The sequence below is a fragment of the Thalassoglobus sp. JC818 genome (assembly GCF_040717535.1).
GTDB lineage: Bacteria > Planctomycetota > Planctomycetia > Planctomycetales > Planctomycetaceae > Thalassoglobus.
Genome location: NZ_JBFEFI010000004.1, coordinates 121508 through 146511 on the forward strand (window position 1 = coordinate 121508; position 25004 = coordinate 146511).

The 25004-nt window shown below is 52.3% G+C and carries 19 protein-coding genes; 12 read left to right on the top strand and 7 right to left on the bottom strand.

What is annotated here, in order from left to right; all coding sequences use genetic code 11:
• From AB1L42_RS11555 to AB1L42_RS11565, 3 genes are read right to left on the bottom strand one after another with little or no spacing between them, the layout of a single operon-like run.
• Positions 1-768 carry a DUF1080 domain-containing protein gene (locus AB1L42_RS11555; protein WP_367055095.1) on the bottom strand — a complete coding sequence of 256 codons (768 nt, stop codon included), beginning with the start codon at positions 766-768 and terminating at the stop codon, positions 1-3.
• Positions 769-812: 44 nt separating this feature from the next.
• On the bottom strand, positions 813-1739 hold the full coding sequence (locus AB1L42_RS11560; protein ID WP_367055098.1) for an alpha/beta hydrolase: 927 nt from the start codon (positions 1737-1739) through the stop codon (positions 813-815).
• A 17-nt stretch (positions 1740-1756) separates the two neighbouring features.
• Complete coding sequence (locus AB1L42_RS11565; RefSeq protein WP_367055101.1) at positions 1757-3040, bottom strand: hypothetical protein; 1284 nt, start codon at positions 3038-3040, stop codon at positions 1757-1759.
• Between the two features lie 271 nt (positions 3041-3311).
• Here AB1L42_RS11565 and AB1L42_RS11570 point away from each other — a divergent pair, with 271 nt between their 5' ends.
• Positions 3312-4796: a hypothetical protein gene (locus tag AB1L42_RS11570; protein ID WP_367055104.1), complete on the top strand. Its 1485-nt coding sequence runs from the start codon at positions 3312-3314 to the stop codon at positions 4794-4796.
• A gap of 46 nt (positions 4797-4842) precedes the next feature.
• Here the strand turns inward: AB1L42_RS11570 and AB1L42_RS11575 are convergent, their stop codons facing one another.
• Positions 4843-6951 carry a hypothetical protein gene (locus AB1L42_RS11575; protein WP_367055107.1) on the bottom strand — a complete coding sequence of 703 codons (2109 nt, stop codon included), beginning with the start codon at positions 6949-6951 and terminating at the stop codon, positions 4843-4845.
• A 233-nt stretch (positions 6952-7184) separates the two neighbouring features.
• On the bottom strand, positions 7185-7388 hold the full coding sequence (locus AB1L42_RS11580) for a hypothetical protein (protein ID WP_367055110.1): 204 nt from the start codon (positions 7386-7388) through the stop codon (positions 7185-7187).
• A 43-nt stretch (positions 7389-7431) separates the two neighbouring features.
• On the opposite strand from AB1L42_RS11580, the gene acs reads away from it, so the two are divergent.
• The 4 genes from acs (at position 7432) to AB1L42_RS11600 (ending at position 13498) form a co-directional block, all read left to right on the top strand.
• Positions 7432-9378 (top strand): acetate--CoA ligase, encoded by a 1947-nt coding sequence (acs, locus tag AB1L42_RS11585; protein ID WP_367055113.1) that lies wholly within the window; start codon positions 7432-7434, stop codon positions 9376-9378.
• Between the two features lie 167 nt (positions 9379-9545).
• The gene (locus tag AB1L42_RS11590) at positions 9546-10619 is read left to right on the top strand and encodes a DUF1559 domain-containing protein (RefSeq protein ID WP_367055116.1); all 1074 of its coding nucleotides are present in this window, start codon (positions 9546-9548) and stop codon (positions 10617-10619) included.
• A gap of 477 nt (positions 10620-11096) precedes the next feature.
• A complete protein-coding gene (locus AB1L42_RS11595; protein WP_367055119.1) occupies positions 11097-11543 on the top strand; it encodes a hypothetical protein in 447 nt (148 codons plus the stop codon).
• An 86-nt stretch (positions 11544-11629) separates the two neighbouring features.
• A complete protein-coding gene (locus AB1L42_RS11600) occupies positions 11630-13498 on the top strand; it encodes a tetratricopeptide repeat protein (protein WP_367055122.1) in 1869 nt (622 codons plus the stop codon).
• Positions 13499-13573: 75 nt separating this feature from the next.
• Here AB1L42_RS11600 and AB1L42_RS11605 read toward each other — a convergent pair whose 3' ends face one another.
• A complete protein-coding gene (locus tag AB1L42_RS11605; protein ID WP_367055125.1) occupies positions 13574-14998 on the bottom strand; it encodes a right-handed parallel beta-helix repeat-containing protein in 1425 nt (474 codons plus the stop codon).
• An 816-nt stretch (positions 14999-15814) separates the two neighbouring features.
• A complete protein-coding gene (locus AB1L42_RS11610; protein ID WP_367055128.1) occupies positions 15815-16735 on the bottom strand; it encodes a carbohydrate-binding family 9-like protein in 921 nt (306 codons plus the stop codon).
• 426 nt (positions 16736-17161) lie between these two features.
• Between AB1L42_RS11610 and AB1L42_RS11615 the strand changes: the two genes are divergently transcribed.
• The 7 genes from AB1L42_RS11615 to AB1L42_RS11645 all read left to right on the top strand — a co-directional run bounded on the left by AB1L42_RS11615 (position 17162) and on the right by AB1L42_RS11645 (position 24992).
• Entirely contained in the window at positions 17162-18565 is a 1404-nt protein-coding gene (locus tag AB1L42_RS11615; protein ID WP_367055131.1) for a cytochrome B6, read from the top strand.
• A gap of 270 nt (positions 18566-18835) precedes the next feature.
• Positions 18836-19483 (top strand): DUF1801 domain-containing protein, encoded by a 648-nt coding sequence (locus tag AB1L42_RS11620; protein WP_367055134.1) that lies wholly within the window; start codon positions 18836-18838, stop codon positions 19481-19483.
• Positions 19484-19682: 199 nt separating this feature from the next.
• Positions 19683-20405: a YebC/PmpR family DNA-binding transcriptional regulator gene (locus tag AB1L42_RS11625; protein ID WP_367055137.1), complete on the top strand. Its 723-nt coding sequence runs from the start codon at positions 19683-19685 to the stop codon at positions 20403-20405.
• 168 nt (positions 20406-20573) lie between these two features.
• On the top strand, positions 20574-22112 hold the full coding sequence (locus AB1L42_RS11630) for a YifB family Mg chelatase-like AAA ATPase (protein ID WP_367055140.1): 1539 nt from the start codon (positions 20574-20576) through the stop codon (positions 22110-22112).
• 24 nt (positions 22113-22136) lie between these two features.
• Positions 22137-22943, top strand: coding sequence for a hypothetical protein (locus tag AB1L42_RS11635; protein ID WP_367055143.1), 807 nt, complete (start codon positions 22137-22139; stop codon positions 22941-22943).
• Positions 22944-23024: 81 nt separating this feature from the next.
• A complete protein-coding gene (locus tag AB1L42_RS11640) occupies positions 23025-24053 on the top strand; it encodes a ThiF family adenylyltransferase (RefSeq protein WP_367055146.1) in 1029 nt (342 codons plus the stop codon).
• A 210-nt stretch (positions 24054-24263) separates the two neighbouring features.
• Positions 24264-24992 (top strand): hypothetical protein, encoded by a 729-nt coding sequence (locus AB1L42_RS11645; RefSeq protein ID WP_367055149.1) that lies wholly within the window; start codon positions 24264-24266, stop codon positions 24990-24992.
• Positions 24993-25004 lie beyond the last annotated feature (12 nt).

Below are 25004 nucleotides of genomic sequence, written 5' to 3' on the forward strand. Positions count from 1 at the left end.
TCAGTCGTTCGCCAGTTCACGAACTTTCAAGTTGCGAATCTTGATTTGCATCGGTGGGCCCGAATGAAGCTGAAAGGCGATCAGACCGGATGACTTCCGATGCTCGGTGTCTTCATCGATCCCGATCGACATGACCCGATCGTTGATGATGTGAACAAACTGAAAGTCATTCGCAATCACGCGGCAACGATTCCAGCCGTGGCGATGAATTGCTTCTTCGAGGTCGGCCGGATCTCCAACGGTTCCGATCTTCTCGATCAGTGGCTTCTTGCCATTCTCGGGGTTCGTCCGAACGACGACTGCATCGCCGCGCTGGCCCATAAACATTCGCCCCTTTTCGTCGAAGAACATCCCGGAAAACTTATCCACTTTTCCGGAGTCAGTGGAATGCCACTGATCTTCAAAATCGCACTGGTAGCCGCCAATACTCCACTCGCCAATTTCCTGGCTGCGGTATTGGACACCCGAGTTGTACCCTTTCACCTGATACTCAAAGCTCAAGTCAAAGTTGCCAAACTCTCCGCCGCGATAAATCAGAAATGTGTTCTGCTCAGCTTTGTTGTCTGCTGTCGTCTCTCCAACGATGGCGCCTTCTTCGACTCGCCAGAATCGAGGATCGCCATCCCAACCGTCGAGTGTTTTTCCGTCGAAGAGAACCTTTTCAGCGCTCGCTTCCTGACCGGTAACATCAGCAACCGAAATTCCAAAGAGGACAGGAACGAGAAGCGACAGTCGTCGAAGACGCAGTTGAACCGCACAAGCACTCATCTCATCAACCCCCATCTCTCATGAATAGAACGTATGAAATTGAATTAACGCTGAGCCACCTTCTGAATGAAATCCGCCATGTCAGCGATGGCTTCCCGACTGGAATCAAAAACTGCTGCGAAGTGAACGAACCCGTGAAGCATGCCCGGATAAGCCTTGACCTGGACGTTACTCCCCTCCGAAATCATGCTCGAAGCGAATGCCTGTCCCTCGCTGTGAAGAACATCATACTCAGCCAGAACGACAAATGTTTCCGGCAGCCCCTTCAACGAATGCCGTCCTCTCAAAGCTGCATACGGGAACTTCTCGAGGACAATTTCCGGTCCCAGATAGTGATTCCAGAACCATTGCATATTCGCAGCGGTCAGTCCGAAGCCGGTCCCGAATTGTCGATATGAATCGGATTCGAAGTTCGGTTCAATCGCGGGATAAATCAGAACTTGGGCTGCTGGTTGAATATCTCCCTCTGCCTTTGCTCTGAGCGCAACCGCCGCAGCTAGATTTCCGCCAGCGCTGTCACCTGCGATGACAATTTTGGAAGGATCAATTCCGAACCGTCCCGGTTCCGAGCGGAGAATTTTGAAGACCTCGTGACAATCGTCGATGGCAGCTGGGTAGCGGTGTTCTGGCGGACGTCGATAGTCGACGGACACGACTTGCACTCCCGATGCAGCACAAAGATTGCGACAAAGGCTGTCGTGCGATTCCAGGTCTCCCAAAACCCATCCACCACCATGAAAGTAGAGGACGACCGACTCTGGCAATTCTGTCGACGGAGAATAACACCGCACCCGAATTCCCGAACCGACGGTCTCGTCACGGACCACGGGGAGATCTGCCCCTTCGCCGAAGACTTCTTGTAGACCGTCAAAGACTGTCCGGGCTTCTTCCGGAGTCATCTCTTCCCATCCGGGACGATTCTGCGCAGCGACGGCTGCCAGAAACGCTTCGGCTTGCGGATGAAGTGGCATCGTGTTCCTTTCAAAGTTCAGTCTGCGTGAACGGGTTGCCGAATCAGAATTGCCGGACCGGGCCACAGAACTTCCAACATGTGGTGTTCGGTCATCGATCGAATCGTGAAAACGTTGTCGCCGGTTCGAATCCAGTCCACTGAAATCGGAAGCTGATCGTAGTCATAATGGTGATTCTTTCCGTGAATTGGAAAGGAATGCCCATTCAAAGACAATGGTTCGTGATGTCCATCCCAACCGTGCCACGTTCGAAGGGCGAGTCGAGCTTCGGCTTTCGGGACCAACTTCAGAGCCACGGGAATTCGACACGACTCCTCCTGTCCCACACGAACTCCAAATCGAGTGGGAACGTCAATAGCCGGAAAGAGACGCACGGTGTGCGAGGTTCTTTCGAGCGTGAGTTCGTCCACAATTTCGGAAACGGTCCAGACTCCTCGTGAATCCTGCGCCCGAGCCAGCAAACGAACCGTTCGAGGATTCTGATTCGGCACCCACTTTGTGTCCCAAGTCTGTTCATAAGGTTCTCGCGTAAGGGTTCCGACGTGCTCGCTCAAGTGAGCTCGCTCTCCGCGAGTTGGCTGGAAGTAAGCTTCGTGCCAATCGAGGAATCTGCCGTCGCCGTTTTCATCGAAGTCGTTGTAACAGGCAACGACATCAACGCGTGAAACTCCATTCTCGCTCTCAGCAGAGAGACGGATGACCGGATTCTCTCCGAAGGTGCCTCCCGAAACGGGTGACTCAATTTTCACTTCGGGATGCGAGACACTTTCAGGGTCCAGGTACACCCGCAGACGCATTGAATACAATCCCCACTGCCCCCAGTTGGCATTCTCGATCACCCCGCATGTCCCTTCCAGCGTGTTCGTCCCTTCCTTCAGTTGATCGATCGGGACTTCAATTACGGGGTTGTCTTGCGAATAGAACTTTTCCGGAGGGAGACCGTCAGGAGTGGTCGAAATTTCCGGAATGGTCAGCCAGTCTCCTCCATTAAAGCGGACTCGCTTGTCTGTCGTTTTCAGGTGCCCTCCCCAGCGATCAAAAACAGCCGTCGCTCTCAGCACATGCGAAAGGTCATCGACTTCGAACTTCAGAATCGAGTTCGGAAGCTTCTTCCTCGCCCCTTCTGCCGTCGCTTGTGGATCGGTCACGCGCCAGTCAGCGTCTCCTTTGTTATCGAGAAAATACTCTCGATACACAGATCCAGGAGGAGGCACAGACGAATCGACGTCGTCTGCAAAACTGTGACTCGAAACGAGAAACAAGGCGGCGGCAAAGAAAACAAGCGAGCAGCGACAAGTCATTCGATGGCTCCTCGAAGAGATGGCATGAAGGCTGCAACGAGAATTTTTGATCCGGGATCTGACCGCGAATCCGATCGCAACAACGGGAGTCGATCCTTTCACGTCATTTTGATGAAGTGGCGTTGACGCTGTCGAGCCCTACAGACCATCATTCAGAAGCGCGGCACATGGATTCCCTGACTCAGCCCATCCTCGTTTGAACCGTCCTCAGATCTGCAATCCAGATGAAACGAATTCAACGAAGTCGCTGAGTCCTATCATGGATTGAGTAATGTACTCAGCTTCAATTCGTCTGTTCTTCCTGTTTAGCGTTTGTCTTCATCTTGGGTCAGCAAAAGCTTCGGCGAAAGACTATTTTCTCACGCTCGGAGGAGGTTATTCGCGCGACGGAAATCAGGCGTCGCTGGAAAAGAACGTTCTGTATTTTCAGAAGCTTCTTGCCGAAACCAAATTCCCGACCTCTGTGCAAAGCATCCTGTTCGCTAACGGAAACACCGATGAAGCGACCGTTCAAACCATCGCCCCCGAACTGCTTCCGCGACCGAACCAACTCATGGCCGAGTTCTTCGGAAGCGATGAAAACCTCGGGCTGTCGTATCATCCACACACCATCGAACGAGTAGATGGCTCACTCACCGTCGAATCACTTGAGAAATGGTTCGAGTCCATGACGTCTGTCATCGGCGCAGATGATCGATTGATCATTTACGTCACCGCGCATGGAACGGAAAGCGAAGATGATCGCACTCCGTATAACACAACGATCGCTCTTTGGAATGATGAGGAAATCACAGTCGAGCAATTCTGTCGACTGCTCGACAAACTCCCCACAGCGACGGAAGTTGTCACCATCATGGTGCAGTGCTATTCCGGCGGGTTTTCACATCTCATCTTCGACAAAGGCCACCCACATAGCGGGCTTTCGAGTCAACGTCGTTGCGGATTCTTCGCGACTGTTCACGATCGTCAGGCTGCCGGCTGTACTGCAGAAATCGACGAATCGACTTACGTTGAATACAGCACTTACTTTCTCAACGCACTGGCCGGGCATGATCGAAGTGGCAATCCCATCGATCCACCCGACTACAATAAAGACGGTAAAACGACTTTCGAAGAGGCCCATGCGTACACGATTTTGACTGCCGACACGATCGATCTGCCTGTCAAGACTTCGGGCGAATACCTCAGCGTTTACAGCCGATTTCGCAACAACGGACGCCCCGATCTTCTGAGTGATGAGGAACCGTACGACACGCTTCTGAAGTACGCGACCCCCAGCGAACGGGCTGTCCTCGAAGGCCTTTCCGAGCAATTAAAACTCACCGGTCAGGACCGGATTGTCCAGGCCTGGCGAGCCACCGACTCACAACCAAACGAACGTCGTGGCCGGAGACCTCGTTCGCGAGGACCGGAGCAACAGCTTCGTCAACTTCAGCACCGAATTGCTCGAGATCTCGAAGAAAAATGGCCAGAACTCGCAAACGTCCTCAATCCGCTCTCGGTTGAGTTGCTCACAACGCGTCAGGACGAGTTCGTGGAAGCAATCGAAAATCACTCAGATTTCAATCGATACCAAACTCTCAAGAAGACCGTTGAAAACGCTCCCGACGCAGAAAAGAAGAACGTGAAGTACGAACGATTCCTGAGAGTCGCAGACAACATCATCCTCGCCGAAAATCTCAAGCGAATCGGAGATCGCGAGCGAATCGCGGAGTTCGAAGAGATCGTGAAACTCGAATCAGGCACGCTGCGATAACGTCGCATCTGATTTGGAGCGACTGCTGAGATTTCGTGACTGAGGACTAACGACGATTTCTGCGCCGTCTCGGTTCGCGTGGCTCACGTTGTTCGCGAATCTGCATGATGCGATCGAGCAGTCCATCGACAGCTTTGTCACCGATTCGTTTCCCAAAATCCTTGAGCGGACGCGAATCGAGTTTCGGTTCGTCTAGAGTCCCGACGACGTGAAACTCCATGGCTTCACCCGCCAGAAATTGCAAAAACGGACCACGGTTGGCCCACTCTTCGGGCATGGCCATCGTCACGAAGAGGTCGAGCGTTTTATCGAGTCCGACAGAACCGTAGGAAGTCATTCCAACCGGGCCGACCTGGAAATTGAAGTCGGCGTGATAGACCCGCCCGTCAACCAGTTGATAGGGGATTTCCTGGTCATCGACACTCATCAGCACAGCTTCGTTCAACTGTCCGAGTCTTGCTTGATTCAGCAATGCAATTTGACCGACCTTGCCGATGATTTCATTCGCCAACGGACCAGGCCGAACTCGTCCGCGATGAATCTGTAGCGTACCGGAAAGATCGGCCTCGTTCGCCTTGCCAAGTTGAAAAGTGCCTCCCTTGGGAGTCAGCGACAATGTTCCCTCGGTCGAGGTCGCATCCGACAATAATGGCGAGATGTATTTCAGCCAGTCGCGACAGATTTCTTCAGTGAGTGCCACCTGATCGAGCATCAATCCGTCGGGGATGGTGACCGTCACAGGTTTCGTTGATAAGTCGAGGCTGGGCAATCGACGAATATGCCCGCCACTCACTGGCAAGTTGACTGGTTCGAGTGTCACATCGCGTCCGAGCAGTGTCAGTTTGACGTTCCCCTCGTTCGATTGCAGACCGTACGCGGTCGCCTGATCCCAGGTGACGTTTGATGTCACCTCAAACATAAATCGAAACGGTTGTTCGGGATCGGGACGCAGCGGCCCGCGAACGGAAAGTTCTCCCAGATTCAACCCTTCGACCTGAATGTTCTTGCGGATTTCCTCCGGAACGAGATCCGCAACCGCTTCCATTGGAGACTCGAACGTCCCCTGAACATTGAGATTCTGAGACTTTGAAACATCGGTCACCTCACCTGCGAGATCGACTTTCGTGTCGTCCAGCTGCGCGAACAAACGATCAACCTGAATGCGATCATCGTCGCGTGAGTAATCAAGCTTCAGGTCCACATCGACAGGCAATTGCGTCTGAGTGGAAAAGTTCTCGTGCACGAACTGTGTTTCGATGGAGACGCCGAGTTTGTCACGTCCCGACCGTTCTGCATGAAGCATCATCGTTCCGGTCGCTGGCTTCATCGGAAAGAGGTCCGGCGCAAGCGGTTCCAAGACCGGTTGCAATCCGGTGAGAGGCTGGTCCACACAACTCAAACTGACCGCCAACGCGTCTCTCCCGCTGGCACTTTGAGTGAAGCTGGCTTCAATCTCAGCTCCGGCAGATTCAGGGAGTGCTTCAGTCATCCTCTCATCACGAGCGACAACGGCTGTCAGATTTAATGAATGCGTATGATCGCGATTGAGCCGCAGTTCACCTTCGATCGGGTCCCAACCAGTGAGATGTGCGCCGGAAGCATCTTGCAGGATGAGACGACTCTCGGAAAAGTGAATGATGAGGTCTTCCGGGACTGACGGCAAACTGGCTTCGATCGCGTTCTTCACCGCGCGATTCAAATTCACCTTCTCAGGTTCAAATCGCTCGAGGTTGAGTGTCGGCACTTTCACAACCGCACTCAGTCCGACGAGGTTCACTTCCAGCGGGGCGCTTCCCCCGCGAAGCATTTGCCAGAACGAGCGATTTGCACTCACCGAACGGACATCAGCCAGCGGGTTTCCGTCGTCATCCTTGAGGATCACATCATTGAAGGAGATCGGTGATTGCCAGCCAAACGAAGCATTCGAAATCGAAATTTGGCCCGGTAGCCTGTTTGAAATCCACTCCTGAGCGTTTTGATCACACAAGATCCGCGAAACAATCCACGGACCAGCTGTGACAATCCCCAGGAAGATCAGTAAGAAACAGACGATCCCTCTGCGAATCCACCTCCATCCGGACTTCTTCACTGGGAGCGATTCCGACTCCGACCCGGCATGATCTTCGTCAAAACCTGCATTGTCAGCATCCACCATGAACAAATTCTCCGTCATCACTACTGAGGGTTCGCCCAACGATGGACAAACCTCAGACCCATTATTGATAGGGTCTTCTCAGATTACCATGAAGTTTTCCAACAACAGCCCGCTCTGGCGTACATCCAGCGACGTTGAATTGATCACGCAGCCAGTCTAGCATCTGGGTCTTGGATCAACTCATGTTGATCGTCCCACCGGTCCTGGAATTCACTCAGACATCCGACAGGGAGTCATATTTCGATGCCTTGAATCTTCGCGAAGTAGATGTTCAAGAAGACATTGAACTCCCCGAGCTGTGAATTTCGCATACTGAACACAATCACACATTCGATCGAATCACCACACTTTCGATCGTCACACTTTCGATCACCAGGCAGAGTTCCCAGAAATTGAAGCGGGACAAACTTCCCTGAGCTTCGAACAACTGCCGACATTTCGAGACTCCTGATCACTCAGATAACAGAAGGTCAATCAGCCATGTCAGATGCTATCGAGAACGTTCTGCATGAAAATCGCAAATTCGATCCTCCTGCTGAATTCACAGCCAATGCTCTGATCTCGACACAAGACGCCTATCAGGAAATGTGGGAGCAGGCGAAAAACGATCCCGAAAAGTTCTGGGGCGATCTGGCAAACTCCGAGCTGGACTGGTTTCAGCCCTTCCAGAAAACGATGGAAGGTGAAATGCCGGAGACAAAATGGTTCACCGGCGGAAAAATCAACGCCAGCTACCAGTGTCTCGATCGTCATCTGACCAGCGCACGCAAGAACAAAGCAGCTCTGGTCTGGGAAGGAGAACCGGGCGACACTCGCACTCTGACGTATCAGCAACTGCACCGCGAAGTCTGTAAGTTTGCAAACGTCCTCAAAAACCTTGGCGTCGAACAGGGTGATCGAGTCACCCTCTACATGCCGATGATTCCAGAACTTGCGATCGCGATGCTCGCCTGTGCTCGAATCGGTGCTACGCACTCGATCATCTTCGGTGGGTTCAGCGCCGATGCGATCGCGGACCGAAACAATGACGCTCAGGCCAAACTGGTCATCACCGCTGACGGTGGCTGGCGTCGCGGAAAAGAGATTCCTCTCAAAGCAAACGTCGACACCTCACTCGAGAAGTCGCCTTCTGTCGAGAAAGTTGTCGTCGTCCGCAGAACGGGCGGAGATGTCACCATGGTCCCCGACCGAGACTATTGGTGGCACGACTTGGTGGAAGGAGTCTCTGCAGACTGCGAAGCGGCTCAACTCGATTCCGAGCACCCGCTCTTCATCCTTTACACCTCCGGATCAACCGGAAAACCAAAAGGGGTTCTGCACACCACCGCTGGCTACATGCTCGGTGCGCAGATGACCACTCGTTGGGTCTTCGATGTTCACGAAGAAGACACATACTGGTGTACCGCCGACATCGGCTGGATCACCGGTCACAGCTACATTATCTACGGTCCACTCGCCAACGGCATGACATCTGTCATGTACGAGGGTGCACCCAACTGGCCTGACGAAGGCCGCTTCTGGGAACTGGTCGAGAAGTATCAGGTCAACATCTTTTACACAGCTCCAACGGCGATTCGCGCATTCGTGAAGTGGGGCGACGAGTGGCCCAACAAGTACGACCTCTCATCGCTGCGTCTCCTTGGAACCGTCGGCGAACCAATCAATCCGGAAGCGTGGATGTGGTACCACCGTGTGATCGGAGGCGAACGCTGCCCGATCGTCGACACCTGGTGGCAGACCGAAACCGGCGGAATCATGATCAGCCCGCTCCCCGGGATCACCGCCACCAAACCCGGTTCATGCACCAATCCGCTGCCGGGAGTTGTGCCAGCGATTGTCTCTGAAGACGGAACTCCATTGGAAGCAAACCAGGGTGGCTTGCTGGTGATGACCCAGCCTTGGCCGCACATGTTAAGAACTCTGTACGGAGATCATGATCGCTTCATCGAAACCTACTTCTCCAAGTTCCAGGGGAAGTACTACTTCGCTGGCGATGGAGCACGTCGAGATGAAGATGGCTACTACTGGGTTATGGGTCGTGTTGATGACGTTTTGAATGTGTCGGGACATCGACTCAGCACGATGGAAGTCGAGTCCGCACTGGTCTCCCACGAACTCGTCGCCGAAGCTGCCGTGGTTGGCTTTCCTCACGACTTGAAAGGTGAGGGCATCTGCTGCTTCGTGATCCCGAAAGGGGACATTCCCGAAGCAGAAGCCAAAGAACTTCTGAAGCAACATGTCCGTCAACAAATTGGCGCCATTGCGACACCAGATCAGATTCGGTTTACGCCTGCTCTCCCTAAAACACGTTCCGGAAAAATCATGCGGCGGCTTCTGCGTGACATCGCAGCTGGACGCGAAAGCACCCAGGATACGACCACGCTTGAAGACAAAACCGTCCTCGAAAAGCTGCGTTCAGAGAAATAAACTCCTAAACGCAAGGGAGAAATTGGCTTCAACAGGAAAAAATGCCTTCCCATAAAAAATCCCGCATGTGAGGTTGTTTGGCAACACCGGAGGGGTTACGGTGGAATCGTCAAATTCTTGACTTTTTCACATTTCCTTTCTTTTCTCACATTTGGGAGGCATTCGCCATGAGATCTCAGAGACGAAGACGAGGCTTCACACTCATCGAACTTTTGGTGGTGATTGCGATTATCGCAATCCTCATCGCACTGCTACTCCCGGCAGTTCAGCAAGCTCGGGAAGCAGCCCGAAGGACCCAGTGCCGCAACAACCTCAAACAACTCGGACTGGCCCTACACAACTACCACGACGTGTACAGAATGTTCCCAATGGCGCACTACCGGACGGAAGACAACACCGGTCGGTATTGTGGACACGACGACGTCTGGAGCGGCGCGTGTAACAACGTCGAATCGTGGGGATGGCACGTCAGCATCCTCCCCTACATCGATCAGGGTCCACTTTTCAACACGCTCGATCCCGGCAGTTACCGGTTGATGGATGTGTTGCAGTACTTCAATCCGCAACTCCCGGATGAACAGACAGTCAAGAATACTTTGCAGACGGTCATCCCAGGGTTCATCTGTCCATCAGATTCGAACACCGGTGTCGCTGTCAACGGTCGACACTTCGGGGGTGGAAAAGGCACAAACGCGAGCAGCCTTGGAAACTGGCAACCCGGTTTGACGACCTACATGGCCAACCGCGGAACACGCGATCAGGTTCAACGCCGTAATGACTGCCACGGAGCCTTCGACGCAACTCAAAGCTATCGAATTCGTGATTTCACCGACGGAACGTCGAACACATTCATGGTCGGTGAACGAAAAACCGTCGATTGCGAGTCTGGTTCATGGATTGGCGTGCGAAACCCACGCGGAGGCGGATCACGCGGAATCTGGTACAACATGGGGCACACCCGAACCGTTCAAAATGCACCAATTTCGATCTTCCCAAAGAATCCGGACAACAGCAACTGGTGCGGTGAAAGCTTCTCCAGCGCTCACGAAGGAATCTGCCTCTGGCTTCTGGCCGATGGTTCCGTTCATACCATTAGCGACAATATTGAATTCGTCGACGGTGGACAAAACGGCGTCAACGTCTGGGATCGCTTCGGCCCCGGAGACACCCGCTACTCCTGGTTCTACCTCTACAACAAGCTCTCCCGCCGAAACGACGGCTTCGTCATCGGAGAGTTCTAATCAGACTCAGTTCAAAATCGAAGGCACCAAAGTGTCCGCACTCACTCGCGGACACTTTGGCCTCCGGTTGACATGAACTTCTTTCACAAACTCTTGAACGGAGAGTCGAGGCTATTCTCAACAGCGTTCTGAAAAAAGAACGTCCATTGCTTTCAAAACTGAGCGATCGCTCAAATTCGACAGAGACACACGAAACGTCACTCTGCCTCGTGAAAGCCTGAACGAGAACATGTCTTCGACGATCAGTTCGTGAGCTGCCCGAATCTCGGATTCACTCCGATAAGAGCATATTCTGCTTTCGTATGCACGATCTCGCACGAGTAAGCACAGCCTTTTGACTTATGAAACAGTGCAAGCGAGTGCATCGGAAAGAGCAACTTGCTCTAAGAAATGATCGGCTTCGATCAAAGTACGTCCCATCTTTCGATTCAATTCTCCACATTCAATTCACATCTATAGAAGTTGGAAAGCCAAGTCATGCGCGGATTGATCATTCCTGTTGTCTGTTCAGCACTCCTGACAGCTGTCGGATGCGGGGGAGGAGACCTTCCCAACATGGGGTATGTGACCGGTAAAGTCACAATGGACGGCAAACCCCTGGAAAACGCAGTCATTACCTTTCAACCTGAACATGCTCGACCGTCGTACGGTCGGACCGATGCAGAAGGCAATTACGAACTGGTTTACACCGGTGACAACAAAGGCGCCACTGTAGGAACGCACAAAGTGAAGATCAGCTGCACAGAGTTGCCCGAGTCTAGCGGAGAAGAGGGAGGTTACGAAAACTCCGGACGCGGAAAAGAGATTGTTCCGGCCAAGTACAATGCCATGAGTGAGCTTTCATTTGATGTCAAACCAGGCAGCAACGAAGCGGACTTCGACATTTCCTCAGAAGGAGAGGTCATTCAAGAAGGCGGGTATTAGAGTCGGAATCAGGAACTGTCATCCAAAGTCCCCGACTCGTCGCGCACGGTCGGGGACACTTTTCTGGACGAACAAGCACAGTCAAGATGAGGTCTCCTTCCAGCCCATCATCCGGAACTCGGCGCAGACTTCCCTGGTGGAAGAAAAGCTGCTTTGCGCTCGTCACGCTTTTGATCGGATTCGCGGGTGTCGAACTCACTTTGTGGGCGATCGGTGTCAATCCGGTCACGTCCGACGAAGATCCATTCGTCGGTTTTTCTTCGAGTTCCCCTCTCTTTGAACGAAACGGCGAGAACTACTCGACACGTCCGGCTAAGCTCAGCCACTTTAACGCTCAAGACTTTCCCGCCCAAAAGTCTGACAGCACTCGACGCATCTTCTGTCTCGGTGGATCAACCACCTATGGTCGGCCCTACGACGACAGAACATCCTTCGCCGGCTGGCTCCGGGAAATGCTCCCGGAAGCTGATCCAACCCAAAGTTGGGAAGTGATCAATGCTGGCGGAATCAGCTACGCCAGCTATCGAGTTTCCAATGTTCTGGAAGAGATTCTCGACTACTCTCCCGACCTTCTCATCATTTACACAGGACACAACGAGTTTCTCGAACAACGAACTTACCCGTCCTTGAATCATGTGCCGGCGTCACTCACGTCGCTCTTGGAACTCTCCTCGCGGACCCGCACGTTCTCTGCGATGCGTCAGATGTTTCAGCTTCCAAACCGTAAGCTGGAACAGAAAGCCCTTCTTCCCGGAGAAGCAGAAACCATCCTCGATCAGTCGGTCGGACTCGATGCCTACTCCCGCGATAATCAGTTTCGAAAGGAGGTCATTGAACACTTTCGTTTCAATCTGCAACGACTGGTTCGGATGGCGAATCGCCACGAGATTCCGATCATCTTCGTCACACCAGCTTCCAACCTCCGCGACTGCTCACCCTTCAAGAGCGAATTCAGCTCAGAGCATTCGCCTGCAACGATCGCGGACCTCGAACACCTCCTGGTTGTTGCACGACAGTTCATTGCAGATGAACAACATGAAGCTGCCGCTGAAGCCCTCGCGCAGTTTCTGAGGATCGAACAACATCACGCCGACGCTTATTTCTTGAACGGACAGATTCAATGGCAACTCGGCAACTACGAAGATTCCAGTGAAAACTTTCAGCGCGCCCTCAATGAAGACGTCTGTCCGCTGCGTGCCCTTCCCGAGATTGTTAAAGCAGTCAAAGAAGTCACCAGTGAACTCGATGTTCCGTGCGTCGATTTCGTGGAAAAGATCTCTCCGAAGTCGGAACACAACACTCCGGGCAACGACTGGTTCCTCGACCACGTTCACCCGACGATCAACGGCCACAGGCTGCTTGCAGAAATGCTCCTCGACCAGATGACCGACCTTCAATTCGTTCAGCCAACTTCGGACTGGAGTTCCGAAAAGATGGAAACGATCGCGTCTCGGATTGAAGGTCGCCTCAGCGATGAAGATCGAGGAATTGCGCTGCGAAACCTGTCGAAAGTGCTCGGCTGGGCAGGCAAAATCGATGAAGCGGGACGGCTATCCGACATGGCCTTAAAGCTCAGCCCTGATGATCCGGAAACTCAGCTTCAAGCTGGAATCGTCGCAGAAGACCGCAACGATCTTTCCACAGCTGAACAACACTACCGAGAAGCAACTCGCCTTCAACCTGATTTTCTCGCCGCCCACTTAAACCTTGGAGTTGTCCTCGCGCGACAAGATCAACTCGAAGAAGCGAGAGAAGAATTCCTCACTGCACTTGAGCTTCAACCACAATCCGTTCAGATTTTAGCCAACCTCTCGATGGTTGAATTCCTCTTGGAAAACTTCTCGGCAGCCGAGGAATACCGACAACAGGCAGTCCGCTTCGCAGAGGGAAGCGAGCGGCAAGCGATGCTCAATCGGCTGATGGAAATTCAACAAGCGGCCCGCTCATCTCGTTAACCAGCACCATCTTCAACTCATCCTCTCCCCCAATTTGAAGGGGCTCCAAGTGGAAGAGATAAGATTGGTGCTAACCTATTTCGAAAAGTTGCTCGAGGCATCATCAACGGGTACCAATCCAGGGCGATGACCGTTTGGCTGCCCCGGTCGTGACAAGTCCAGTTGGATGTTTTGGTTATTCCCCCAGGTGGTCACCATCACGGCGTTAGCAGGAAGCTCGGCCAACGGAGGATCAATGACGATGCCTTCATCACGGATCTCCAGACACGTTCGCATGACTCCGTCGAAGCCAACTTCGATGGTGTCCCCAACCTTAAACAAGTTGATATGCGTCCAAATCGGAAGCCAGTTCGGTGTCATGAGATCGAAACGCTTGGGGTTGATCGCTGCCACAGCCAGTGGTGCATTCGCGAAACCAGGGTCGGCATAAATTGAATTCTGATCCAGCCCACTTGCTTCCTGGTATTCGCCGAAATCGCGGTGGTATCGAACTTCGCTGGCGGCCATCATTGGTGAGTCTGCACGAATCGTATTCCAGAACTGATTGTCATCAGACTCTAAATCGTCGATACCGATTGTCACGAGACATGGTTTCGCATGACCACTTACGAGAATGTTCTCCTTGAGGTCGTATCCATAGGCCGTCAGATTGAGCAGCGTCAGTCCGGAAAAACCCAGTGTACTCCGTCTGATGGTCGCCTCTGTGGTGTTCCTCCATGCAAACGAAACCCCATTCGCCAATGACCCGAAACATATACAGTCTTCGATGAGAATCCCAGTCGTGGACTCGAAGTGCATGTGCTGCATGTTGCCAACAAGCTGACAGTTTCGAATCGTCAAATTATCCACAGTCCGAAAAGTCTGAATTCCATCCGCGTGGGCACCGGGTCGACCTTGTCCCTGATGACGATGAATAAAGCAATTGGAAATCTCAATGTCACGCGACTCATCGGCAAGGATAATCCCGTCATTGTCATTCCTAATGTCACATCCAGCAATCCGAATATTACTCGCATGGAGAAACAGGAGTCCGACTGAGTTATCGTGAACACGACAATTCTCGATCACGATTTGGTCAACCGTATAAGCCTTCAGCCCGTAACCGAGATGGCTACGGTTTGTATTCCGAATCAGACAGTTGCGGATCGTCGCGCCGGTAACTCGTTCGATACGAATCACTGCGTTATCATCCCCGCCCGGAGCCAGATTTTCGACCGTGACGTTGTCCGCTTGAATGATCAACGGACCGCAGTTCACTCGCTGGCTTCCCGACCCACGCAGGTGAATTGACTTCCGAATCAGGATCGGTTCAATGATGGCTCCCGGAGCGATGACGATCGTGTCACCTTCATTCGCCTGTGCAATTCGATCCCGGACAGACTCCCCTGTTCCCACAGGAATTTCATCCGTAGCGAAGCATCCTGAAGCGACGAGAAACACGCTCGTCGCAGCCAGGAGACTTGGCAGGTTCCGAATTGCAAAAGTCAAATACCGACTCATCAATAAACTCTTTTCCGTCAGTGAAAAATTGCTTTGCTTCACTCTACGATACGCCTCCCAATGAGGTGTGAAGAAGTCGTTTGATCTCTTCATAAGATGGCCTTTTCAGGGAGATCCCTAATCAACACCTGTGCATCAGGGAACGCGTGTCGTCCAGAATGTGCGCTAATACATCGCAGCAAAGCAGCGAAACAGGATCTACGAAAAACAAGAATCCGGTTGCGCGTACTCAGATGGATGTACGAACGTTTCGCCGCTGTTTGTCCACGTAATGAAGACCAGTGAGAGGAGTGAAAGGACTAATTGCACTCGCATTCAATCCATCCACTTTCCCACTACAGAGTTATGCTCTGGTTGGGGACAAAGACATCATGTCTAAGATAAGCATTCGCCCTGATGTCGCTGTATAAGCCCGAGTGTCCAGGGTTCTGCGGCCACCAACATAACAACATTCCGCAGCAGAAAAGATGTAATCTGATCGTTTCGATCAGATTTTTCGGCTTTCCCTTAAGTTTCACATTGAACATTGCAAAACGTTTACGGGGTCCAAGCGATTTCCCATTTCTGAGCGTGAAGATTCTCGCACAGCAACTGAATGGCTCTTAAGAATTCTAACTCTCGCGAAACTCCCATCTTGCAAACATACTGCTTGCGCAGCTCATGTGCAAAACGGAAATCAATAATTGAGTGCTTCAAAGGTCGAACTCAATAAGCGCCACAACCAATCAGTCACGACTGATATGATAAGTGTCGCCGTTTGTTGTCACTCTCACGAAAGCACGGTGACAACAGTTCTCATCAGATGTGTGACTCAGCCTATTTTCCAACCGGTTCATTCGAGAAAGTCACGAACGGAAAGACTTCCGGGATGTGTGAGTCCCAGCAACCGTGGTAGCTCCATGCCCAGCCTTGCGAATCACGCACCGGACCCGCTTCCTGGAATTGATTGAAGCGAGAGAAATCCATTCGCCAGATGTCACCGTTTTCGGGAGGGATTGACCGTTGATCACCAAGGGCGATGGACTTCATTCCCGCCCAGGGAAACGCCAGCTCAACGGTCCATCCACGGTCGCGATCGGAGTCGTCATTCAACGTTCCATCAATCGCGACGGACGTCACAGCTCCGGGGAAATCCCAGTCCAGAAATGCGATGCGCGGTCCGCGGGGATGATTTCGGTACCCGACGCCATTGAATGCTTGAGAACGAACCTCACTCCGAGAACGGTCCAGTTCGGGAACTTTCGAAAAGTCTGAGCGCTCATACTCGCTCTGCCAGATGAACAGCCCTTCGTAAATTGTACCGAACGGGTTGATCTCAAACTCGTAGTAAGCATTGTCGAACGCAATAAAGACTTCAACATCGTTGTCGGTGTAAACGGGATCATCACGCTTCTGAATCTTTGCCGTCACAAATGGATCTTCGACCCAGAACGCAACATACAGATTCTTGTCATCCCAGGTGACAGCTGCTTGCGTGTTGTGGACAGTTTCATGCCCGCGAATCAAATCGACGAAGCGAGGAGAACGCGGAACTTTCTGCCAGGTTTCTTCTGTCAAACGTCCATCGACCTGAATCGGATCAATTGTCCGCAAGGCGGTGTATCGCTTCACCTGATCTTCGGAAACTGGAGGCCAGGGAACATTGGTCGGGCGGAGCGGATCTTCATTCTCCTCCGCGACAGCGAACGCGGGAAGCAACACCTGAAGAAGAAGACACACGCAAATTCGGATGTTCATCTGGTCGCCGTTCTCGTTGACTGCTGCTTGAACAGTTCGGTTGCTCACAGTTCGGCAGAAGCCGTTTCAAAACTCATTGAACTCATCTTCGATTGAGCCAATCAAATTTTCTTGGCCGAAGAGTTGATCCAAATCTTAGTCATTCCTTTGCAGTGAGTCATCGGAACACGCTCGACGGTCAGATTGCAAGTCGATCATCGTTGTTTGGCGGCATGACACTTGCTTCAGAGTTTCGTCGGAGTCACGTCTCGATCTTTCAGGGTTTTGCGAATGATCGAGTTGGAAGTCCACGAGTTACAGCTTCTCGCCAAACTGATCGATCAGCATTCATTCGGGCATTTGAGATCTCGCTGACTCTTGAGAAACGACAGACACGTGAATCCAACCTTCTCAAAACGAAAACAGACATCAAACCGGGAGCAAAGAATGATTCGACTCGTTCAGCCTGCCACCGTCTCAATAACCGCTCTGGGATTTCTCTTGTCGGTGACTTCGATCAGTCGCGGCGAAGATCCTCAAAAGCTCAAGACATCATTCATGCCAGTGGTTCCAAGCGAAAGTTTTGGAGAAGTTCGCGAGAAAGACACGGCTGCAAAGTCTGAAGTGATGCAGGGGCAGAAGGATCTGCTCGAATCCCGCTATGACCTCAGCGACCAGCCATCCGAAGTGATGATGTCCGGCGAAAGGAAAGCTGTCCAACAAGGGATTCGCGTCAACCTTCCTGAGAACGTCTCGTGGGAGCAGCTTTCGGAAATGACACCTCAGGAGATCCGCGAGAAAGATCTCTTTCCGCACGGGTTCCGACCTCTTCCACATACAAAACACTCAGCAGGAGGCCAGGTATTCCCCGAAAAGCAGATCGAAGCGATCAAGAAAGCAGAAAGCCGAGACCTTTCACGTTTCGATGTCGAATTTGATTTGCCCGAACATCTCACTCCCGAATTTCCTCCACCGATCTTTTTGTCGAATCGTCCTGACCTGGGAGATGTCAGTCAGGGACAGGTTCTGACGATTAAAAACTACTTTGAGCTGCTCAATGGCAAGGTGACTCCCGTGCAGCTTGAAGGGATGCGATTGCTCCTGACGCCGCAACCTCAACAGCAATTTAATGCAACATCCGATCGCAAAGTCGCGGAAGCTTCGCTTGGTGTGACGTGCCTCGACTGCCATGTGAACGGACACACGAACGCTGCCTTCCATCTCAATCCTGACACACGACCTCAAGAGAATCGGTTTCGGCTGGATACGGTCAGTCTTCGCGGATTGTTCAATCAGAAAATTCACGGTTCCAAGCGATCACTGCGTTCCATCGAAGACTTCACAGAGTTTGAACAGCGTACAGCCTATTTCGATGGAGACCACGTCACAGCTGCCAAGAAAGGGCTCTTCCTTCCGAAACGATCTGAGCAGGTTTCGATGATGGCTCAGATGCAAAACATGTTCGACTTCCCCCCTGCTCCCAAGCTTGACGCTTATGGAAAACTCGACCCCGAAAGAGCAACTGAGCAAGAGTTGAAAGGACAGGAGCTATTCTTCGGTAAAGCTCGCTGTGCAGAATGCCACCCTGCTCCGTTCTACCTCGACAATCAAATGCACGACCTGCAGGTGTCCAAGTTCTACGAGCCGAAAAACATACGCGATCACTACGATGTCGCAGCTGGACCAATCAAGACTTTTACGCTCCGTGGCATTAAGGACTCTCCGCCGTATCTGCATGACGGTCGATTGATGACTCTGGAAGACACTGTCGCATTCTTCAATGTTGTCCTTCAATTGAAGCTCAATGCAGAAGAACAGGAACAACTCGTCGCGTTCATGCGGTGTTTGTAAGTCCAGCAGATGACAGTTCAGCGTGCCGACATTGATCCATGACAGCCTTCTCACGGTCGAAACCCGGACTGGCATTTTGTCAGCAGAAACGGACTTCACCGTGAGGCTGTCCTGGAGACAGTTCTTCGCTGCTCAATTCCCTTTCTAATTGAGTGTTGAATTGAGTGTTGAATTGAGTGTTGAATTGCTGGCTCGACTTCAGTTGCTCGTTTCGAGAACGATCTTCAAGATACGATGTGAGCTGAGCGAAGGTACTCCAAAGGACAGAAGATGACGCCGACCAATCCGCAAGTCGATGAATACATTCAACACGACACAAGCTGGGCAGACGAGTTAAAGGAACTTCGACAACTCATTCTTCAATGCGAACTCTCTGAAGAATGGAAATGGAAAATTCCCGTCTATTGTCGGAATGACGCCAACGTTGTTTCCATCTGCTCACTCAAGGACTCCTGTGTTCTCAGTTTCTTCAAAGGAGCGATGCTTCAGGATGTCCACAAGATCCTCGCCAAACCGGGAGAAAACACCCGCGCAGCCCGAGTAATTCGATTTACAAACGTTGACGAGATCGCCGAAGTCGCATCGATCCTGACAAGTTACATCTGTGAAGCGATTGCACTCGAAGAGGCCGGTGTGAAGTACGACTTCACACAAGCGGAAGACGTTCAACTCCCTGATGAAGCGCAGGAGATTTTCGCCAAGACTCCAGAGCTGAAACAAGCCTTTGAAAGCCTGACTCCGGGCCGACGCCGAGCTTATGCGATGTTTTTCACTGCCCCCAAACAGTCAAAAACGCGAGTCTCTCGTGTGCAGAAGTCCATCGACAAAATTCTCGACGGGAAAGGATTGAACGATTGCACCTGCGGACTCTCAAAGAGAATGCCTTCATGCGATGGTTCTCACAAATCTCTGAAGTAGAGCAGGAACTCAAACAATTGTTGATGAATCACTGACTGACAGAATCTTTTCCGCCGGAGTAGAAATCTGAATTGCACTTCTATTGATCGATTGTTCACTGATTGAGAGAATTCTCGCTTGGCCGGTTAGAATTCACTATCGTGTCGGCCGCAATCATCCAATTTGGCTACGCAATTCTCACAGCAAACTGAAATCAATCATGGGACGAAGTTTCGAAAACCGGAAGCACTCGATCGCCAAGACCGCAGCGCAAAAATCGAAGTTGTACTCAAAGTACGGAAAACAGCTGTACGTGTGTGCCAAAAACGGGGTGCCTGATCCAGAAGGGAACCCGTCTCTGAAAAACCTCATCGAAAAGGCCAAGCGAGAACAGGTCCCGGCGCACGTCATTGACAAGGCGATTGAAAAAGCCAAAGGCGTCGGCGGCGAAGACTACACTCCCTCGCGATATGAAGGATATGGGCCGGGCGGTTCTTCGATTATCGTCGACTGCCTGACAGACAATCCCAACCGGACCATCACCGACGTCCGTAACTGTTTCACACGAGCCAACTCCAAGCTGGGAGCTTCTGGTTCTGTCGTCTGCTTCTTCGATCATCTGGCCGTGCTGTCCTTTCCAGGTGAGAACGATGACGAAGTCCTCGAAGCGATGCTGGAAGCGGGAGTCGATGTTGAAGATGTCGAGTGTGAAAACGGCCGAGTTACTCTCTTCGCGCCCGCTTCGGAATTCAACAATCTCTCTCAAGCCTTTCGGCAGTCATTTCCTGAGATTGAACCTGAGGTTCTCGAGATTACGTTCGTCGCTCAATCGAACGTGACTCTCGAGGGAGACGATGTTTCCGGGTTTGAAAAACTGATGGAGTTGCTGGAAGACTGCGGCGATGTTCAAGACGTTTACCACAACGCCATCCTTCCGGACTAGTGGCCCTTGGAGAATCAGGCTCGAACGGAACAGACGGGACAACGCAGAGAGGGAGTGGCTGGTCAACGTTGCGACATCTCGCGGCCAGTGTTATTCTGTTCACTAAAATTTCGTTTCGAAGGTCCCATCCGCCTGTTCTCACTGACGTGACAGAAAACGAATTCGATCATGCTCGCGAAGTTGTTGACCTATTCGATTTTTGGAATCGATGCGCGAGCCGTCGAAGTTGAAGTCGATATCTCACCCGCTTCGCTTCCCAAAACAATTCTAGTCGGTCTGGCCGAAGCAGCGGTCAAGGAGAGCACACATCGAATCGAGAGAGCTCTCGCCAACAGCGGGTACTCCCGACCGGTCGACCGAGTTGTGATCAACTTGTCCCCTGCCGACTTTCCGAAGGAAGCTTCGTCGTTCGACCTTCCGATCGCATTGGGCATGCTCGCTGCGAGTGCTCAACTTCAGTCTGAACAACTGGAAGATTACTGCGTCGTCGGAGAACTCGCGCTCGACGGTTCTGTTCGAAAGATTCGCGGAACTCTTTCGATGGCGTTGCAAGCGAGAGAAAGTGGCAAACGGGGATTGATTGTCCCGGTCGAAAACTCTCAGGAAGCAGCGGTTGTCGAAGGTGTTGAGATCATCCCGGTCAGTTCCCTCGCGGAGGCTGTCGGATTTTTGACGGGCCAGCTGCAGATCGATCCAATGCAGTTTTCGTGGGATCATGCCGTCGATGAGTTCGGTCAATATCCCGTGGACTACTCCGATGTGAAAGGTCAGGAACTCGCCAAACGTGCGGTCACGGTCGCCTGTGCAGGACGTCATCACCTGTTGATGATCGGCTCGCCCGGTACCGGAAAGACTTTACTTGCTCGAAGACTGGCAACGGTGATGCCGTCACTTTCCCCGGAAGAGAGTCTTGAAACGACCCGCATTTACAGTGCTGTCGGACGGCTCGACGACGGTCAGGCGCTACTTCTTCAACGGCCGTTTCGATCTCCGCACCATACCATCAGTCAGGCAGGTCTTGTCGGGGGAGGAAGCACTCCAACTCCCGGAGAAATCAGCCTGGCACACCATGGAGTTCTCTTTCTCGATGAGCTTCCGGAATTCAATCGAAACACACTCGAAGTGATGCGGCAACCGCTCGAAGAGAACCGCGTCACAATTTCGCGTGCCATCGGAAGTATGACTTTCCCGGCAAACTTAATGCTCGTGGCAGCGATGAATCCTTGCCCTTGCGGATACCGAGGCGATCCAAAACGTCAATGCAACTGCACCCCGATTCAAATTGAACGGTATCTCTCACGAATCAGTGGTCCGTTGCTGGACCGGATCGATATTCACATCGAAGTTCCTCCCGTTCCGTTTCGTGAATTGTCGGACAGCCAATCCGGAACCGACAGTCAGGAAATGAAAGAGGCAGTCGAACACGCTAGAGAGATTCAACGACGCCGCTTCCAAGGCAGTGAAGCCATGTTGAACGGAACGATGTCGCCGCGCGAACTTCGCAAGCACTGCAAACTCGCCCCGGCTGCTGAAGAACTCTTGAAAATGGCGATGGAAGAAATGGGACTCTCCGCGAGAGCTCACGACAAAATCCTGCGCGTGGGACGCACCATCGCCGATCTCGATTCTTCCAGCCTCATTGATGCACACCACTTGACCGAAGCCATTAACTACCGAACTCTTGACCGAAACTATTGGACGCAGTGACAGAAGAGAGGTGAGGTCGATGCTATGATTTCCGCGAGCCAACTCTCCGCAAAGGTTCCGCCAGACCATCGTTTCGTCCTCCTCGGCGCCAGCAATCTAACGCTCGGCCTGCCGCTGCTCACGCGTTCTTTGAGATCCGCACTGCCCGATCAACGCATTGAAATTCTCGCTGCACATGGGCATGGACGATCATATTTGAACTGGAGCTACGTGATCATTCGCGGTCTTCCCGGGATTCAATCGTGTGAACTTTGGGACGACTTGAATCAACTTCCTCCAGCCAAAAACACGTACGCTCTCGTGACCGATCTGGGCTGCGATCTGATGTACGGAGCAGAGCCGTCCTCGATCATCGAATCCGTCGGCGAGTGCCTGCGTCGACTTCAGGATCACGGTGCCAAAACCGTTTTCCTTCGCCCGCCACTGGAGCGGCTGAACCTGCTGAGTGAGTGGCAATACTACGTCGCGAAGAACACCTTCTTTCCCGGACCGACTCCACGCTGGGCGAAAATGCTGGCAGATATCACCCAGGTTGATGAGCATGTGCTAACAGCTGCCAACCAAGTCCAAGCACTCTCCATTGCTCCAGTTGCAGGCTGGTATGGAATGGACCCCATCCATATTTCTCGAGCCTCGCGAGTCGCAGCATGGTCTAAGGTTTTGAGTGCCTGGGAAATCGGCGAAGCAATCACCGCGCGACCTGCATTTCTCGGAGACTATCTGGGAGTCTGGTCACAACGCCCCTCGGACCGAAGCTTGTTCTGGCTCAGGCAGAATCATCCCCAACCGGCACGTGAATGGAATGATTCGACAAGTCTGTGGCTTTACTGATCTCCGAAGTATCACGAACAATTCAGTTCGACTTGTCGACCGATCACCCTCGACTCCAGATTCAATGAAACAGCACAAATAATGGATCGCTATCAAAAACAGATTTTATTCCACGGAGTCGGAGAGGAAGGCCAAAAACGGCTGCTAAAGAGTCGCGTCACTGTCATCGGTTGCGGGGCTCTTGGTTCGGTGATTGCCCAAACACTGGTGCGTGCTGGCGTGGGGTATCTGAGAATTGTCGATCGTGATTTCGTCGACCTGTCCAACCTTCAACGGCAGGTCCTCTACGACGAACAAGATGTTCAGCAACGACTCCCGAAAGCTGTTGCTGCGCAGAGCAAACTCAAACAGATCAACAGCGAAATTGAAATCGAAGCGATCGTCGCTGACGTTCATTGCGGGAACGTTCTCGAATTAGTCAAGGATGCAGACCTCATCCTCGACGGGACGGACAATTTCGAGATTCGATTTCTGATCAATGATGCGTCGATTGAGTCATCGATCCCATGGATTCACGCTGGATGCGTCGGAAGCCATGGACAAATCATGACCATTCTGCCCGGTGAAACAGCCTGTTTGCGATGTTTGATGCCCGAGATTCCCGATCCCGGATCGTCTGAAACCTGCGACACCGCAGGAGTGCTGGCATCGGCCATTCAAGTGGTTGCGTCGCTGCAGGTTGTTGACGCGATCAAATATCTGACCGGACAGGCCGACCAGATTTCGCGTTCCTTAACGATCGTCGACGTCTGGGATGGGTCTCTTCGCAAACTCGACACGAGCCAATTGAATCAAGCGAAAACTTGCCCCTGCTGTTCCGGAAACGATCGCGTCTGGCTTCGAGGAGACCGCGGCTCACACTCAACAGTATTGTGCGGACGCAATGCAGTTCAGTTCACACCGTCGACAGAAATGAGGCTCGCGTTCTCCGAACTTGAGAAGCGACTCGCCAGTCAAGGATCGGTGCGGAACAACTCTTTCCTCTTGATTTTCAAGCCCAGTAGTTCTGACCATGAATTGACGATCTTCCAAAACGGACGAGCGATCATCAGTGGAACCGAAGACCTGGTAGAAGCCCGAGCGATCTATACGCGTTACATTGGTCAGTAAGCACGAGTTCATCATCCCAACGCAAATAGTGGAGTCGTTGCCAACTGAATGGACCTCAAAGACGTATCATGGTTATTGAAATTGTGCACTGGTCTGTTTTCACATCGGGAAATCCGACTTTGCACCAGAATTGGCGGCCTAAATCGTTCTGTGAAGTGTTGAAAAGAACTCTGCCCCGAAGAATTTGTGAAGTCATCGAGGAATGAAGCTATGAAACTGTCTCAGAAAACATTTCTCACACTCTTCTCGTTTGGACTTGGGATTTCGATCTGTGCAGCGGTTGAGCAGACTGTCTCCTCGCAGAATGCTTCCAAGAAAGCACTCGAATCGCTGAACGAAGTCATTGGCGAATGGCGAGGAACAGGGCAAGTCCGACGCGGATCAAACGCCGGAGCGTGGCGGCAATCTGGACAGTTCGAGTGGGATTTCAGCAGCGACTCCCCGGCCATTCGATACATTGTCAGAGACGGAAAGCTGACAACTTCTGCTTCAATCACCTGGTCGCCAACTGAGAAGTTCTCGCTTCAACTTCAGCAGCCCGACGGAACTGAGCGAACTTATCAGGGAGACTGGGAGAACGGAAAACTGGTCGTCAGCTCAAATGCAGACGACGATGGCGTACGTTATCGAATCACAATCACTCCACTGAACGAAAAACGTCTGCTCGTGCTCCATGAGAAGACTTCTTCGGGCGGAACGAGCTTCTTCCGAATCGCCGAAGTCGGCAACACTCGGGCCGGAACGCGTCTCGCCCTTCCAGGAGGAGGAATGCGTGAGTGTGTTGTCACCGGCGGAACAGCCCAGACTGCGGTGACACACAACGGAGAGACGTATTTCGTCTGCTGCACCGGTTGCAAGCAAGCATTCGAAGATGACCCGGAAGGCATCATCGCTGACTTCAAAGCCCGACTCAGCGAGCGTCTGAAAACGTCAGAGTGAATCGCGAGTTGG